Genomic DNA, 14,586 nt, shown 5'->3' on the forward strand with positions numbered 1-14,586 from the left:
TCGCATACCTGCGTCTCTCATTTTTCTGTATCATACCCTCATTATAGCACCTTTTTATCTATTGGTACAGCTTCTGACATTTGTAGGGGCGGCCAGTGGCCGCCCCTACAGGTCTGGTATCAGCAATTTTGATGGCCGCTGTCATGACAGAGAAAAGCCCTTGTAAGTTTCACATATCTCGAATTCCATTATAGTACTCTCCGGGAAAGTATTTATTAAGACGTTTCATCAGCTGAATTCCATCAACAATCTCAATATCAAGATCACCTGCCATCTTTTTGCCATCTCTGGTGTAGGCGGAGGTTGTCACGCAGACTGCGTGGGTCGCCCCTCTTCTCATTTTTTCGGCATATAATCTCTGTATAGGGTCAGCGCCGACGTTGGAAGCCCAGCGCTTACACTGGAAAATATTATGCATCAATTTACCATGTTCGTATTTAGATGCAATAATATCAACACCCAGATCACCCGCCCCTCCCATCTTTACAACATTGTCATATCCCTCTCGTTTTAGCAGCCTTTGTACCAGAAGTTCAAAATCAGTACCGCTTAATGTTGAAATATCAACCGCATTTTCATTGGGTTTACAACCATCTTTTCGTTCTACATAATACTGTCCATCGATCTCACAGTAATTTAAGATTAAATTGCCAATGTCGCTTTGATGAGTTTTATCTTCTAAAATTTGTGTAATTGTTTTTGGATTGCCGTCACATAAGGAATTTACCAGTTCAAAGTAAATATCCTCCAATACAAACTTTCCTTTACGTTCCAAAAGCCGTCTAATAAAAATTGGAATTAAATCATACAATTTTGTATATAAATCCGTATTATCCTCAATGTCTAAATATAATTGATTGCTGTCAATTTGTATACAGCCGACATCTACCATAAAATATCGATGCAGCAGTTCATTTATTTTCTGTATATCCTGTTTACTGGCCAGATACGAATATTTTGACTTCAGGTCGTTGCAGACCAAGGTGACAGCACTTGATAGTGTCACATACTTTTTTGCCCGAATGAGGTAGTTGTACACTTTTTTTACAAGTAAAAATTCATAATTATCGCTGCCAATATACCAGTATCTATTCTTATCAGACAGTTTACAAAACGCGACGATCATTTCATTTATAAATGTGTTGATAAATGCTGACTGCTTTCTGAGCGTTGGATCCTTTTTTTCCACTCCAACCAGATAAGCATACTCAAAGCCGTTTTTTCGGGCTAAATTTACAATCTCAATATACGTTTTAAAATATTTCGCTTTTCCCAGCTTCATGGTAAAAAAGACAAGCCCGTTTTCTTTTAATACCCTATAAAAATGGGAAAACATAGTATCAATGTCCTTATAATAATTCTCAATATCTCCTTTTTCAGGTCTTGACTCTGCGTTAGTCAGGACAATTTCTTGCTTCAGCATGTCTTGTGTCAACGCATAGTTGGAATCATAAAACCGTTCTAACCAAATGCGGTATAATTGATTTCTCTCTAAATATGGAACCTGGTCAGTATATGGAAAATCAGTATAAATAATGTCAACCTTTAGATTGGGATGCTTCTGAATATACTCCGCATAGCCCTGATTGACAATGGTTACTTCTGAACTTGTCACCCCGATTTGTTTATCGCAATATACGGACTTGAACTTGCAAAAGCTTTTATACTTTTCCTCAAAGAGCAGCCAGACATTCATGTCCTGCGCCCCATGCCCCACCACATGGTATAGTATATCGGTACTGGACCCGTACATGGCAATTCTCGCAAGAGAGATCGATGCAACTAACACTTGTTCCAATACATCTTTTTCCCTGGACGGTTTCAGCTTATTGATTGCGTCCTGTAAGATCAATAGAGCGATTTTATTTCTCTGTGTAAAAATCCTGTCATACTGATCCGCCCCTGTGGAGGCGGTAATGTTAATCCTGCTGTTTACAATATACTGGTCTGTGGGGAATCTTTCTACATTTACTTTTTCCAGCTTAACGATTTTTTGATAATCACCATCATCAAATTTTTTAGTCCTCCTGCCGCATATTGGACATTTTTCTACAAGCTTGATGTTTTTCCCGTCAATGATTTCCCTGTTTTCTGAAGGGTTAAAATATCCTTCCTTCCCCTCTTCCGGGTCAAATAAAACTTTGCTGATATAATTTTTTCTGCCGCAGCATGATGTTTCGTATAATTCCATGATCTGTTCATATACATCTTTTTTTACTGTTTCAAACAATTCACTCAGCTGAAGCAAGTCCACTTTATTCATCAGCGCGCTTACGGCATTAAACGTGTAATTATCCAATTCGGTAGCATAGATCTTTTTTACTTTTCCCATCGCCGCATATACAAATGAACCGGAACCCATAAAAGGATCATATAGCACATCATCATGATGCCTTATTGTTTCGATCACTTTTTCAGCGATGTAAGGAGACTTTCTGCCTTTAAAATTAAAAGTTGTCCGCATTTCGCTGGGAACTGTATTAGGGACGGTTTCAATAGCTGTTTTAATTTTGTTTAGGCTATTTTGAATTTGTTCAGGTATCTGTTTTCTCATTTGCGTCGTCCCCCTTGATTAACTCATATGCCGGTATTCCGATTGCAGAGGCCATCTCATCCAATTTTTTTAATGGCGGCGTTTTAAAATTCCTTTCCCTGAAATAGGATTTTAGAGCATCAACACTGACAAAACAGCAAAATAACGCAGCCTTATCATTCCATGAAAACCGCCCCTCCTGCAAGAATTTTTCCTTCAAATTCCTGATGAATATCTCTCTGGAATTGTTTTTGGGACAGTCAATTTTTGCAAAAATCTCGCTGTCTTTTTGTATCAATGCATACGACCGGCACCCTATTCGGTCACCGATCTGGTCAAGCCGTTTAAGCGTTGGGCATCTTGTTTTATTTTGCCAGTGTTTTAGTGCGTCTTCTGTCACATCTAAAAATTCTGCCATCTGTTTATAGGTATCCAAACTGTGATAAGCCGCCAATCTGTTGATATTATTTAAAAATATGTCCTGGGAATCCATTTTGCATCTCCTGTTTCAATCATTCTTCTAATGTCCATCAAGCTGATATTCGCGGTCAAACGCCTTATATTGGGATAGTTTGCTTTTTTAGCTGCCAGCTTCTTAACCAATATATTTACAATGGCCTGGGGCCGGCATTCTGCAATTCTTTTTACAACAAATTCTCGCTTATTAACCTCTGCCAAAATAATTCCCGCGTCATTTAGATAGGAACTCAAAACATTGTCTGAGATATCTTGAAAAGTCCACCCTTGCCTTATACTAACCTTATACTCATACGTTCTTCCCTTTTTATCATATGCGTCATGCTTTTTCTGTTCCGGGTTAATGCTATGTCCCAATTCACAGGCAGTCAACAGCTCCCATAATTTATTGCTGGTTAAGATACCATCCACGTGGATTAACTTTTCAATTTCTCCTGCTGTGATAAATATCTCATTTAACGCTGTGCGATAGATTGAGCCACGGAAAGAATGCTCAAATCCTAATAACTGAATGTCGTGCTTATCAATGAATTCAAAATTCATTTGGTCGATGATTTGATTCGCGCTTATGTTTATCATCTGCCTGTGATTCATAATATTTAATGTTTTTTTACTTAAATATTGAGCAACTTCTGCGCCTGAGACAATATATATTGCTTCTATCTCTGGAATAACACTTTGATCGTCTATTACTGTGAAATAAACAGACTTAATGTGATACAACTTTCTAATTGTCCATGCTGTATAATCATTAAATGTCCATGTGTAATTAGAGCTGGATTTTTTATAGTGCTTATACTCATAATAATTGTCATATTTGTCATATGCATCGGGAGAATTAGCATGACCATTCACAATTGTATGCCCTAATTGATTGGCAATTAGCAGCTCATATATTTTGCTGTTGGTGTAAATATCAAATATACCATTATCATAAAAGAAATCACTTAGCTTTTTTAATTTTTCTATTAACTGCAATAAGTTCATACCAATCACCTCGTATCAATGATACGCCCTATATTACTCAGGTATGTGACTATCTGTCACTATCGAACACGCAATATGTGACTATCAGATTTTTTTGGTGACGATTAGGGCTTGCGCCATTCATCAACAAAAAAAGATTTGTTCCGGTGCGATATCAGCAGAGCTTAGACGGTCATCATATTGCAGGGGCGGTCTTTGACCGCCCCTACAGAACTGGTGTCAGCAATTTTGGACACATATAACAAGAACCCGGGTAGGACCCATTTTTTGCCTTGCAAAGCGCTGGGGGAAGTAGTACAATGGTGGCAATTACCGCTCTGTTCGGGCGATGAAAAGAGGAGTGTATTGTATGAAAGCAAAGAACCGTTTGGCAGCCGGACTGCTCTGCGCGGTTCTGGCCGCCGCGCTGATTGTGCCCGCCTCCGCCCACGGCTGTCACGGGAGAAGGGGCCGGGGGTATCATGGCGGATGCGCCCAAAATGTTCAAACCGAGATTACCCTTTGCGCCCATGAGGACTGCGTCCTTGCTGGCCGGCACAGCCACGACGGTGTGATCTACTGCGGCTATGCCCACGAGGATGGGGTCTGTAACGGCGCCTGCCGGGCTCTGTGTCCCCTGGAGGACTGCGCCTCCTCCGGCCGTCATTACCACGGCTATACCGTCTACTGCGGCGCCCAGCACGAGTGCGGCTTCTGTGACGGCTCCTGCCTCCAAGTCCCCTGAATTTCCCTGATATGAAAACCGGCCGGCCGCGTAGAGCGGCCGGCCGTTCGTTATGCTTCCAGTGCTTTGGCGTAGTCCTCCACCACTTGTCGGGCGGCACGGAGGGGGTCCTCCCCCTTGGCCAGGCGGAAGGAGAAGCGGGGGACCTCCCCGGGCATAAGGAGGAGGCGCTTGCTGTACTTCTCCTGGGCGCACAGGGCGGAGAAGGGCTCTAAGCGGAACTCGTCCAGGGTGAAGAGGAGCTTTCCGTCCTTCTGAGCCAGGTCGTTGATGCGGCACCGGGCAGCGTCCGCCCGGAGGAGGGCCACAGAGATCAGGTTGTTTACCGGCCTGGGGGGCTCGCCGTAGCGGTCAATAAGCTCGTCCACCAGCTCGTCGGCCTCCTCCTCACTTTTGACGGCGGCAATGCGGCGGTACAGGTCCATCCGCTGCTCCGGGGAGGGGACATACCGGTCGGGGATGGAGGCGGACACGCTGAGGTTGGCAGCGCACTCAGTGCGGGTGGGCAGGGGCTGGCCCTGCTCCAGCAGGACGGCCTCTTCCAGCAGCTTCAGGTACATGTCGTAGCCCACAGAGAGGAGGAAACCGCTCTGCTCCGGGCCCAGCACATTGCCCGCACCACGGATCTCCAGATCCCGCATGGCGATTTTGAAACCGGAGCCGAACTCGGCAAACTCCCGGATGGCCTCCAGCCGCTTGGAGGCCACCTCGCTGAGCACCTTGCCCCGGCGGTAGGTGAGGTAGGCAAAGGCCCGCCGGTTAGACCGGCCCACCCGGCCCCGGATCTGGTGGAGCTGGGCCAGCCCCAGCTTGTCGGCGTCCTCCATGATGAGGGTGTTCACGTTGGGCAGGTCAATGCCCGTCTCAATGATGGTGGTGCATACCAGTACGTTCAGTTCCCCGTCGGTCATCTGGGCCATCACGTCGTCAATGGCCTCCTGAGTCATCCGGCCGTGAGCCACTCCGATGGCGGCCTTTTCCCCCAGCAGCATCTGGATGCGGGCGGCGCATCGGTCAATGGTCTCGATCCGGTTGTGAAGGTAAAATACTTGCCCCCCTCGCCCCAGCTCCCGGCGCATGGCGTCGGAGAGCAGGTTCCAGTCGTGCTCCAGCACATAGGTCTGCACCGGCTGGCGGTCAGCGGGGGGCTCCTCCAGGGTGGACATGTCCCGGATGCCCGACAGAGCCATGTTCAGTGTCCGGGGAATGGGGGTGGCGGACAGAGTGAGCACATCCACCTGCTTAAAATTCTCCTTCAGCTTCTCCTTGTGCTGTACCCCAAACCGCTGCTCCTCGTCCACCACAAGAAGGCCCAGATCCTTAAAGCGGACGTCCTTGTTAAACAGCCGGTGGGTGCCGATCAGGATGTCCACCTCCCCGTTTTCCACCTTGCGCAGGGTCTCCTTCATCTGGGCGGGGGTGCGGAAGCGGGACACCACGTCGATATTGACGGGGTACTTCTGAAACCGGCGCAGGGCAGTGAGGTAGTGCTGCCGGGCCAGCATGGTGGTGGGTACCAGAATAGCCGCCTGCTTGTTGTCCAGCACACACTTCATCATGGCCCGGAAGGCCACCTCCGTCTTGCCGTAGCCCACGTCGCCGCACAGCAGCCGGTCCATGGGGGTGGGGCGCTCCATGTCCCGCTTGATTTCTCCAATGCACCGCAGCTGGTCGTCGGTTTCGGTGTATTCAAACTGCTCCTCAAACTCCCGCTGCCAGGGGGAGTCGGGGGCAAAGGCGTAACCAGGCTGGCGCTGGCGCTGGGCGTAGAGCTGGATCAGCCCCTTGGCCAGGTCCTGCACCGCCTTTTTGGCCTTCTTCTTGGCCTTATCCCACTCCTGGCCCCCCAGGCGGTTCAGCTTTTTGGTCTCGTTGGCGTTCTCCCCGCCGCCAATGTACTTGCTTACCAGGTCCAGCTGGGTGGCGGGGACGTAGAGCACGTCGGTGCCCGCGTAGGCGATTTTTACATAGTCCTTCTCAATGCCGTCCACCGGCATTTTCACCATACCCACATACCGTCCCACCCCGTGGTGCTCATGGACCACCAGGTCGCCGGGGGAGAGGTCGGCGTAGGACTTCAGCTTTTGCCGGTTGGTGGCCTCCTTCCTGGCCCGGGGCTTTTTGGCCGCGGCCTTCTCCCCCTCGGTGAGGACGGCCAGCTGGATGGAGGGATATTCCAGCCCGCTGGACAGCCCGCCCACCGTAATGACAATCTGGCCTGGCTGAGGCAGGGACTTGAGATGAAAGTCTACAGCGGCCTTTACCTTCTGTTCCCGGAGGAGGGTCTGCAAATCCAGGGCCCGCTGCTCCCCGGACACCAGCACCAAGGAGGAATATCCGCTGTTTTGGTAGTGGGTCAGGTCCTGCACCGCCGTCTCCAGGCTGGCCAGGAAGGAGGGCAGCTGTTTGGCGGTGACAGACAGCAGCACCTTGGGAGGGGTGGGGTAGTTGGAGGTGGTAAAGGAGTCCAGATAGACCAGCGGCCAGTCCTCCAGCCGCTGGAGGAGCTGAGGAAAGGTGAGGGCCAGCTCGCCGCAGGAGGGGTCCAGTTCCCCCTGCTCCAAAAGGGTTTTCACGTCCTCCTCCAGCTGCCACTGGCAGGACTTCGCCCGGTCGGCCACCCGGGCGCACTGGTCAAGGATGACGCAGGCATCAGGGGGCAGAAAGTCAACCCCCCCGGCAAGCTTTGGATAGATAAGGGCCAGATACCGGTCCAGGGCGGGGAAGGTCCGCCACTGGGCAATGGCCTCACCGTCCCGCTCCAGGGTTTCGGCCAGCTCCTTGTTCCCGTTTTGCAGGGCCTTGGCCGCTAGCCTGAACAGCTTTTTGCTCAGCCCAGCCAGACCGTCCGGGGCCAGCTGGGGCAGTACCTCGGCGGCAGGGAGGAGAAGGGCCTCGTCAATATTTTCCGTCCGCCGCTGGGTGGCCGGGTCGAAAACGCCCATGGCGTCCACCTCATCCCCGAAAAATTCCACCCGGACGGGGTTTTCCATCCCGGGGGAGAAGACGTCCAGAATGCCCCCCCGCAGGGCAAACTGGCCCACCCCCTCCACCTGCTCGCACCGGACGTACCCGGCAGCGGACAGGGTTTCCGCCAGCTCGTTCAGGTCATAGGCCCCGCCGGTTTTCAGCTCCCGGCAGCAGTTGTCCAAAATGCCCGGAGGGAGCGTCCGCTGGAGCAGGCCTTCCACCGTGGCCACCAGAAAGGGGAATTTGCCGTCAGTCAGCCCCTTCATCAGGGCCAGCCGCCGGTGCTCCCACTGTCGGGAGACGGAGGAGGCGTTGTGAAAGGTGAAATCCCGGGGCCCCAAAACCGGGACGCTCACCCCGACAAAGGCCCCCAGGTCCCGGGCCAGCTTTTCCCCCTCGCCCTCGTCAGAACAGACTACCACTACGGGTCTTTGGGCAATCAGGCCGATTCCGGCGGCCACATGGGCCCGGTGAATGGCCGACACCCCGGACAGGGCCGCAGGGGAGCGCCCCCCCTCCAGAGCGGAGAGGAGCTGTTGAAATTCGGGCAGACGGTTCAGCGTGGCGGTGAGCAGCTTCATAGAGAGCACCTCTTTCACAAAACAACGGGGCAATGCCCCTGCCCCCGGAGGGGGGAGGGGTGAAGCAGATTTATTCCTAAGTATACCGGCAGAAGGGCGTTTTCGTCAAGGGGGATTTTGACAGAAAAATAGTTGACAAAAGCAACTGAATGGGGTGGACTGTCATTGACAAAGACAGGCTGCGGGAGACGGCCATGACCTTTTGCCGGGAGAAGGGCCGCACAGATTAAAGCCGGCGCGCCATCTTTACGGCAGGCACGGCTTTTCCATGACGGAGACAAAGCCGAATGAGGAGTGGGCGGACTACCCGCTTTTGGAGGAAAATGGGAGTACCACAGCGCCTGATTCCGCAAAAGAGCCCCAACCCGGACCCCATATCAACGGGGCGCCGGGCTGGGGTTTTGTTGTATTTTTGGCGGGAGGGTCAAGTAATCTCATAGTCTCGGCCAAATTTCAGCTCGCCAAAATTGATGCGGCTGCCGGAAGGGGGGCGGCGGGGGCCGTCATCCTCGTCGTAGTCCTCCTCCCCGTCGGGGGGGAACTCCTCATCCGGGGGAAAGCCGTCGTCCATAGGTTCACCGGCGGGGAACTCGGCGGTGTCGGAGAGATCCCGGGTGTCCTCCCCGGCCGCCTTGGAGCGCAAATTTTCAGCGGTGGCGGCCTCCATGGCCTGGGCCAGCAGACGCTGGACATTGTCGTCAATCTCGTCGGCCTTCTCCTGCACCGGGTCTATGGCGGGCTTGACCTCGGGGGGGCAGAGGTCCTCCAGCCGGGACAGGTACTCCGCCTCCTGGGCATGGAGCTGACGCACCTTTTCCACAAAGGCAGCGGTCTCCTCCTGGGCCTTTTTCAGGCGGTACTCCTCGGTTTCCAGCTCACGGGCCAGCTCCTCCCTGCGGGCGACGGCGTCCTTCTCCGTCTGAGCCAGCATCCGGTCCTTTTTCTGCTCGGCCTCCTTCACCAGGTCGTCCGCCATCCGCTGGGCGGCCAGCAGAGCCTTGCGCATGGCCTCCTCGGTGGAACGGTACTCCTCCACCTTGTCCACCAGCACCTTCATCTTGTTTTTCAGCACCGCGTTCTCGTTATAAAGCGCGGAGTAGTCCCCGGTGAGGATGTCCAGAAATTCATCCACCTGGGCCATGTTATAGCCGCCGAAGGACGCCTTCTGAAAGGCGCGCTCGGATACCTCCTGTGGTGTGAGCATAGTTGTCCCTCCTGCTCGTTTTATAGTCTAATCCCACTCAAAATACTGCTCCAGCACAACAACCTCCCCGTTCTCCCAGGTTATAGTGGTGACCAGCGCCCCCATGCCGTCCGCGTGGGCAGAGCCCCACACGTACTGCCATAGGGTAACGCCCTCCCCAGCCTGCTCCGCATGGTAAAAGCCATCGATATTCCCGGGGGCCACGGGCCATTCCAGTACGCCATCCTCATTGTAGATGGGCTCAAAGGTGTAGTCGTGGCCGTGCTCCCGGTTGCGCTCCTCCTGCTTTTCCAGCCACTCCATCAGGTCCAGGGTTTCGGTATATCCCGTCTCCAAAACGGTGAGCTGAGCGAGCATTGTCTCTTCATCCAGGGTGGCCTCAATGTGATATCCGCACTCCGGGATGGGCAGAAAAACTGGTTTCCCGCTCTGAAAGGCGGTGGCGTACACATCAATCCCGCCCGCCCCGCCCTGGGACATGTTGTCAAAGGCCAAAATCAAAACAGGTTGGCCCCTTTGGCCCTCTGCCCAAAAGGAAACGCTGTAATCGCCGTCCAGGGGGAAATATTGGGGGTAGAGGAGCTTTCCGTCGTTGCTGTCCCGGCCAAGGGGGAGCTCATAGACGGTATCCTCCACCGTCACCAGCAGAGTATAGGGGTGAAGGCCGTTGGCGCTTTCAAACAACTTGTCGGGCTCGACTTCATTGCCGAAGTAGGCCTTTTCCGCCCGCAGCTGCACCAGCTCGTCCACGCCGTCTCCATCCATGTCAACGGACCAGCTCTCCACCACCATGGGGTAGGGGGAGGCGGGGTCGTCCACAAAGCCCTCCGCCAGCTTGTCCGCCGCCGGTTCGGCGGCAGAGACAGAGGGCTGCTGAGGCAGGGACTGGTCCGGCTGAACAGCGGTCTCCCCGGCGGCGCACCCGGCCAGCAGGGCGGCAAGAAGAAGGGGAAGGGTTCTCTTTCTCATAGAACACTCCATTTTGTGCAGGGGGCGGACCTTGGCCGCCTGTGGACCTTTCGGGATAGTGTTCCTGCGGGCGGCAAAAGGCCGACCCTACAGGGAAATGTACATTACAAAATGAGATATACTTCTTTAAAAATACAGTCCGTTATTCTCCAGCTCGTCAATCAGGTCCCCCAGGATGTCCACGTTGTAGGGGGTGATGATGTAGGTGGAGATGGCCACCTTCTTGATTTTGCCCTCCTGGGCGTAGGACACACCGGCCAGAAAGTCCAGCAGGCGGCGGGCGATCTCGCCGTTGGTGGACTCCAGGTTGAGCACCACGGTGCGTTTCTCCCGCAGGTGGTCGGCGATGGAGGATGCGTCCTCAAACCGCTCGGGCTTGACCAGCACCACCTGAAGCTGGGTGGCCGCCCGGATGTTGACCACCTTGTTGGCCCGGCGCTCATCCTCAACGGGAGGGGGGCTGTAGCTGCTGTAGCCGCCCCCGTAGCCGCTGTCCCGGGGAGCGCGCTCTACCCGCTCACGGCGCTCTACCGGACGGGGGGAGACGTCAAAGTCATCATAATCGTCTTCATCCTCGTCCTCGTAGGGATGAGCCAGCCGCTTAAACTCGTCAAAAATTCCCATTCGTAGATCCTCTTTTCTCCAAATAAATGAAACATGGGCAGATAGCCGCTCAGTGGGCGGAACCCGCTAAAGGGGGGCGGGGTCCGAAGAGGGCAGTGCCCACCCGAACCAGGGTGGCACCCTCGGCGATGGCGTCCTCATAGTCGCCGCTCATGCCCATAGACAGGCAGTCCACAATAGTATGATTATCCGACATTTTCCCAATTATGTCAACAAGAAAATGGCGCATTTGGGCAAAATATTTTCGGTTCTCCCCCGAAACCGTTGAAACAGGCGGGATTGCCATCAATCCCCGCAGGCGGACGTGGGGGCAGCCGAGGGCGGCCTTAGCCAGGGTTGGCAGATTTTCAGGCAGCACGCCCCCCTTGCTCTCCTCCCGGGCCACGTTTACCTCCAGGAGGATGTCCTGCACAATGTCCAGCTTTTGGGCCTGTCCGTCAATGGCCCGGAGCAGCCGCTCCGAGTCCACCGAGTGGATCAGCGCCACCCTGCCCACCACCTGCTTGACCTTGTTGGTCTGGAGGTGTCCAATGAAGTGGACCTCCGCCCCGGCGTAGGCGTCCGACTCCAGGTGGGCGGCCAGCTCCTGCACCCGGTTCTCGCCGCATACCCGAATGCCGGCGGCGATGGCAGCGCGGATGGCGTCGTCCGTCTGCACCTTGGTGGCGGCGCAGAGGGAGACGGATGCGGGGTCCCGCCCGGCGGCAATGGCGGCGGCGGATATCTTTTCCTGTACGGCTTTTACATTTTGGGTCAGATCCATAGGAATTCCTTCTCTCTCTATCGAAATGGGGGCGGGAGCCCCGCCCCTTATCTTGCCTCCAGCAGCAGTCCGTCCTGGAGGCCGGTGGCCTGGGTGATGATGGTGTCCCCGTCCCGCAGCACCTTGCGGCCGGTGCCCACGGGGTGGACCACGTAGTAGTCTGAGCCCTCGTGGACAATGGACACCTCCCGCATCTCGCTGCGGCCGTTGATAAAGGCGTAGACCACCAGCCGGTTGGTGGAAACAGTCTCCCCCGTCTCCTGATTTTCCTGCTGCTCCTCGATCAGGTGGAGGGCCTCCTTGGGGATGCGCAGGCCGGACCAGCTCTCAAAGATGAGCTCCACGGTCTGGTGGCGCAGCAGGGTGGTGAGGGTGAGGTAGCGGTTGGAGGAGAAGACCACTAGGGTCTTGCCCTCCTCGGTGGGGCCAATGCGGTCCACATTCATGTCCACGTCCCGGTTCAGCTCGCCGGAAAAGCGGAGTGTGGCGGTGTCCCCCTCGTCCAGCCGTTCTGCCGCCTCCTGGGGCAGGTTGGCGGCAAAATACCAGGTGTCGGAGGTAATCAGCTTGCCCATGGAGCCGCCGTCCTCTCCGGCGGGGTTGTCAATGAGCTCCTGGAGGGAGGAGGGGGTAAGCTGGTAGACGCTCTCCGGGGTGAGCCGGGACTCATAGCCGTCCACCAGACTGGAGAACACCCCCGGCACCGGGGCGGTGACCCGGGTGGTGGCCCAGGCGGACTGGCGGGTGAGGAGATCCAGGTCTGCCCGGAGCTGGCGCAGCCGGGCGGACAGGTCGGCGGAGGTCAGGCCGTCGCCATAGGTGTAGCCCCGCTTGAGCACGCTGCTTTTAACCCCCATCACCTGGGTGCGCAGCTGGGTAAAGTCCCCCTGAGCATAGGAGGAGCGCAGCTCCACCACCGCCTGGAGGATGTCCTCGTCCAGCCGGGCGGCGGACTCCAGGCTGCCGGACTGGGCAATGGCCTCCTCCAGCAGCTGGATGTCCATCTCCATCTCCTCAATCTGGGCCTGGCTGGCCTGGGCGGCGCTGTTCTGGTAGACAAGGGCCACCTGCTGGCCCTTGCCCACCTTTTCTCCCTCCGCCCGGGTAATCTCCAGGATGCCGTTCTGGGTGGGGAGGAGCAGGGCGTCCCGCACCACCAGGCCGTCGGCGGCCACGCCGTCATTGGCGGTGTAGGCGTAGACCCGGGTGGTGCGGTAGGGCTCGCTGAGGGCGTTGAACACATAGTAGGCAAAGTACAAGGTCACAGCGGCGGCCATGGCCAGGATGACAAAGGTAATCATGGATTTTCCTTGCTTCATAGGATTCTCTCTTTCTGTGCATAATCCAAGGCTCCCTCTTGAGGAGCTGTCAGCTTCCTGTAAAAACTCCCTCCGTCACAGCTTCACCGTGCCGTCTCCCTCAGAGAGGGAGGCTGTTCATTCTCCCTCCCCCTCTGTCAGCGGCAGGGGGCGCTCCGGGACAATGGTGGAGATAGCGTGCTTATAGATGACCTGCTGCTTGCCCTCGCTGGTGAGGACAACGGTAAATGCGTCAAAGCCGGTGATATAGCCCCGCATCTGAAAGCCGTTCATCAAAAACATGGTAACTTGCCGCCGCTCCCGGCGGGCCTGGGTGAGGAAAATGTCCTGGAGGTTGTTGGTTTTCTGCATATGTAGCACTCCTTTTTTATTTAAGAGCGGGGCCAAAGACCTGTCCGCCCTTGAGTGCCACTATCATATACCAATTTCTTCCAGATATGCTGTCGAACGGTGTAGGACGTCCGCAAAATTTGGTTCAGCGCCCCACAAAAGGGGTTTGGCCTGCCTGTTGCGCCTGAACCAGGTGAGCTGGCGCTTGGCATACTGCCGGGAGTGCAGCTTTATCTGGTCGGCGGCGTCCGCCGCCGCCGCGTCTCCGGAGATAACCGGAACCATCTCCTTGTAGCCAATGGCCTGCATGGCGGTACACCGCGCCGGAACGCCGCTGTTCAGCAGGGCCCGCACCTCCTCCACCAGACCAGCCGCCATCATCCGGTCCACCCGCCGGTCAATCCGCCGCCACATATCCTCCCGGCGCTGAAAGTCCAGGTTGAGGGTGAGGGCGGTATACCGGGGCGGGAGGGCGAGGGTCTCCCTGTTGTGCTGGGTGATGGTCTTTCCTGTGGACAGCCACACCTCCAAGGCCCGGACAATCCGCTTGCCGTCGTTGGGGTGGAGCCGGGCGGCGGACTCCGGGTCGGCCTGAGCCAGCTGGTTCAGCAGGGCCCGCCCCCCCTCTTGGGCGTACCGCTCCTCCAGCTCCCCGCGCAGGGGGCTCTCCTCCTCAAAGGCGGCGAAGGTCCGCCCGGAGAGGAGGGAGTCGATATACAGCCCCGTCCCCCCGGCCAGAATGGGCAGCCTGCCCCGGGCCAGAATGCCGTCCACACAGCGGGAGGCCATGTCCACATACCGGGCCACGGAGAAGTCCTCCCACGGGTCGGCCACGTCGATCATGTGGTGGGGGATGTTCCCCATCTCCTCCGCTGTGGGCTTGGCGGTTCCTATGTCCATGCGGCGGTATATCTGCATGGAGTCGGCGGATACCACCTCGCCGCTGTACCGCTTGGCCAGCTCCACCGCCAGCCAGGTTTTCCCTGAGGCAGTGGGGCCGGTGATAACTAAAATTTTGGTGGGCACGGTATCACCTCCAATGCTTCTGCCCTTTTACCCTCCGTGTTGATAAAGGCTTATAAACTTTTTTCGTCAAAATGACTGA

General features: G+C 55.2%; 12 protein-coding genes. 1 reads left to right on the forward strand and 11 read right to left on the reverse strand.

Annotated features, from left to right (window positions below; translation table 11 throughout):
* Positions 1–169 precede the first annotated feature (169 nt).
* The 3 genes from NFS22_RS14755 to NFS22_RS14765 are packed head-to-tail and all read right to left on the reverse strand — an operon-like array spanning position 170 to position 3,997.
* On the reverse strand, positions 170–2,554 hold the full coding sequence (locus NFS22_RS14755) for a DUF2034 domain-containing protein (RefSeq protein WP_251318479.1): 2,385 nt from the start codon (positions 2,552–2,554) through the stop codon (positions 170–172).
* Complete coding sequence (locus tag NFS22_RS14760) at positions 2,535–3,026, reverse strand: hypothetical protein (protein ID WP_251318480.1); 492 nt, start codon at positions 3,024–3,026, stop codon at positions 2,535–2,537. Before NFS22_RS14760 ends, NFS22_RS14755 begins: the two co-directional genes overlap by 20 nt.
* On the reverse strand, positions 3,002–3,997 hold the full coding sequence (locus NFS22_RS14765) for a hypothetical protein (RefSeq protein WP_251318481.1): 996 nt from the start codon (positions 3,995–3,997) through the stop codon (positions 3,002–3,004). Before NFS22_RS14765 ends, NFS22_RS14760 begins: the two co-directional genes overlap by 25 nt.
* Before the next feature lie 349 nt (positions 3,998–4,346).
* Between NFS22_RS14765 and NFS22_RS14770 the strand changes: the two genes are divergently transcribed.
* Positions 4,347–4,721 (forward strand): hypothetical protein, encoded by a 375-nt coding sequence (locus NFS22_RS14770; RefSeq protein ID WP_251318482.1) that lies wholly within the window; start codon positions 4,347–4,349, stop codon positions 4,719–4,721.
* Between the two features lie 50 nt (positions 4,722–4,771).
* On the opposite strand, the gene mfd is transcribed toward NFS22_RS14770, so the two are convergent.
* The 8 genes from mfd to miaA all read right to left on the reverse strand — a co-directional run bounded on the left by mfd (position 4,772) and on the right by miaA (position 14,507).
* Positions 4,772–8,272 (reverse strand): transcription-repair coupling factor, encoded by a 3,501-nt coding sequence (mfd, locus tag NFS22_RS14775; protein ID WP_251318483.1) that lies wholly within the window; start codon positions 8,270–8,272, stop codon positions 4,772–4,774.
* A gap of 424 nt (positions 8,273–8,696) precedes the next feature.
* On the reverse strand, positions 8,697–9,476 hold the full coding sequence (locus tag NFS22_RS14780; RefSeq protein ID WP_251318484.1) for a DivIVA domain-containing protein: 780 nt from the start codon (positions 9,474–9,476) through the stop codon (positions 8,697–8,699).
* A 27-nt stretch (positions 9,477–9,503) separates the two neighbouring features.
* Positions 9,504–10,445: a hypothetical protein gene (locus NFS22_RS14785; RefSeq protein WP_251318485.1), complete on the reverse strand. Its 942-nt coding sequence runs from the start codon at positions 10,443–10,445 to the stop codon at positions 9,504–9,506.
* 126 nt (positions 10,446–10,571) lie between these two features.
* On the reverse strand, positions 10,572–11,069 hold the full coding sequence (locus tag NFS22_RS14790; RefSeq protein ID WP_251318486.1) for a cell division protein SepF: 498 nt from the start codon (positions 11,067–11,069) through the stop codon (positions 10,572–10,574).
* Between the two features lie 49 nt (positions 11,070–11,118).
* Positions 11,119–11,832: a YggS family pyridoxal phosphate-dependent enzyme gene (locus NFS22_RS14795; protein WP_251318487.1), complete on the reverse strand. Its 714-nt coding sequence runs from the start codon at positions 11,830–11,832 to the stop codon at positions 11,119–11,121.
* 47 nt (positions 11,833–11,879) lie between these two features.
* Positions 11,880–13,151 carry a biotin/lipoyl attachment domain-containing protein gene (locus NFS22_RS14800; RefSeq protein WP_251318488.1) on the reverse strand — a complete coding sequence of 424 codons (1,272 nt, stop codon included), beginning with the start codon at positions 13,149–13,151 and terminating at the stop codon, positions 11,880–11,882.
* Positions 13,152–13,268: 117 nt separating this feature from the next.
* Positions 13,269–13,502, reverse strand: coding sequence for an RNA chaperone Hfq (gene hfq / locus NFS22_RS14805; protein WP_251318489.1), 234 nt, complete (start codon positions 13,500–13,502; stop codon positions 13,269–13,271).
* 63 nt (positions 13,503–13,565) lie between these two features.
* Positions 13,566–14,507, reverse strand: a complete 942-nt coding sequence (miaA, locus tag NFS22_RS14810) for a tRNA (adenosine(37)-N6)-dimethylallyltransferase MiaA (protein WP_251318490.1) — start codon at positions 14,505–14,507, stop codon at positions 13,566–13,568.
* Between the last annotated feature and the right edge of the window lie 79 nt (positions 14,508–14,586).

Source organism: Flintibacter muris (genome assembly GCF_943192995.1).
GTDB classification, from domain to species: domain Bacteria; phylum Bacillota; class Clostridia; order Oscillospirales; family Oscillospiraceae; genus Lawsonibacter; species Lawsonibacter muris.

Coding starts and splice junctions, on each gene's coding strand:
- NFS22_RS14755 (WP_251318479.1), bottom strand. CDS start 2,554: ATGAGAAAACAGATACCTGAACAAATTCAAAATAGCCTAAACAAAATT.
- NFS22_RS14760 (WP_251318480.1), bottom strand. CDS start 3,026: ATGGATTCCCAGGACATATTTTTAAATAATATCAACAGATTGGCGGCT.
- NFS22_RS14765 (WP_251318481.1), bottom strand. CDS start 3,997: ATGAACTTATTGCAGTTAATAGAAAAATTAAAAAAGCTAAGTGATTTC.
- NFS22_RS14770 (WP_251318482.1), top strand. CDS start 4,347: ATGAAAGCAAAGAACCGTTTGGCAGCCGGACTGCTCTGCGCGGTTCTG.
- mfd (WP_251318483.1), bottom strand. CDS start 8,272: ATGAAGCTGCTCACCGCCACGCTGAACCGTCTGCCCGAATTTCAACAG.
- NFS22_RS14780 (WP_251318484.1), bottom strand. CDS start 9,476: ATGCTCACACCACAGGAGGTATCCGAGCGCGCCTTTCAGAAGGCGTCC.
- NFS22_RS14785 (WP_251318485.1), bottom strand. CDS start 10,445: ATGAGAAAGAGAACCCTTCCCCTTCTTCTTGCCGCCCTGCTGGCCGGG.
- NFS22_RS14790 (WP_251318486.1), bottom strand. CDS start 11,069: ATGGGAATTTTTGACGAGTTTAAGCGGCTGGCTCATCCCTACGAGGAC.
- NFS22_RS14795 (WP_251318487.1), bottom strand. CDS start 11,832: ATGGATCTGACCCAAAATGTAAAAGCCGTACAGGAAAAGATATCCGCC.
- NFS22_RS14800 (WP_251318488.1), bottom strand. CDS start 13,151: ATGAAGCAAGGAAAATCCATGATTACCTTTGTCATCCTGGCCATGGCC.
- hfq (WP_251318489.1), bottom strand. CDS start 13,502: ATGCAGAAAACCAACAACCTCCAGGACATTTTCCTCACCCAGGCCCGC.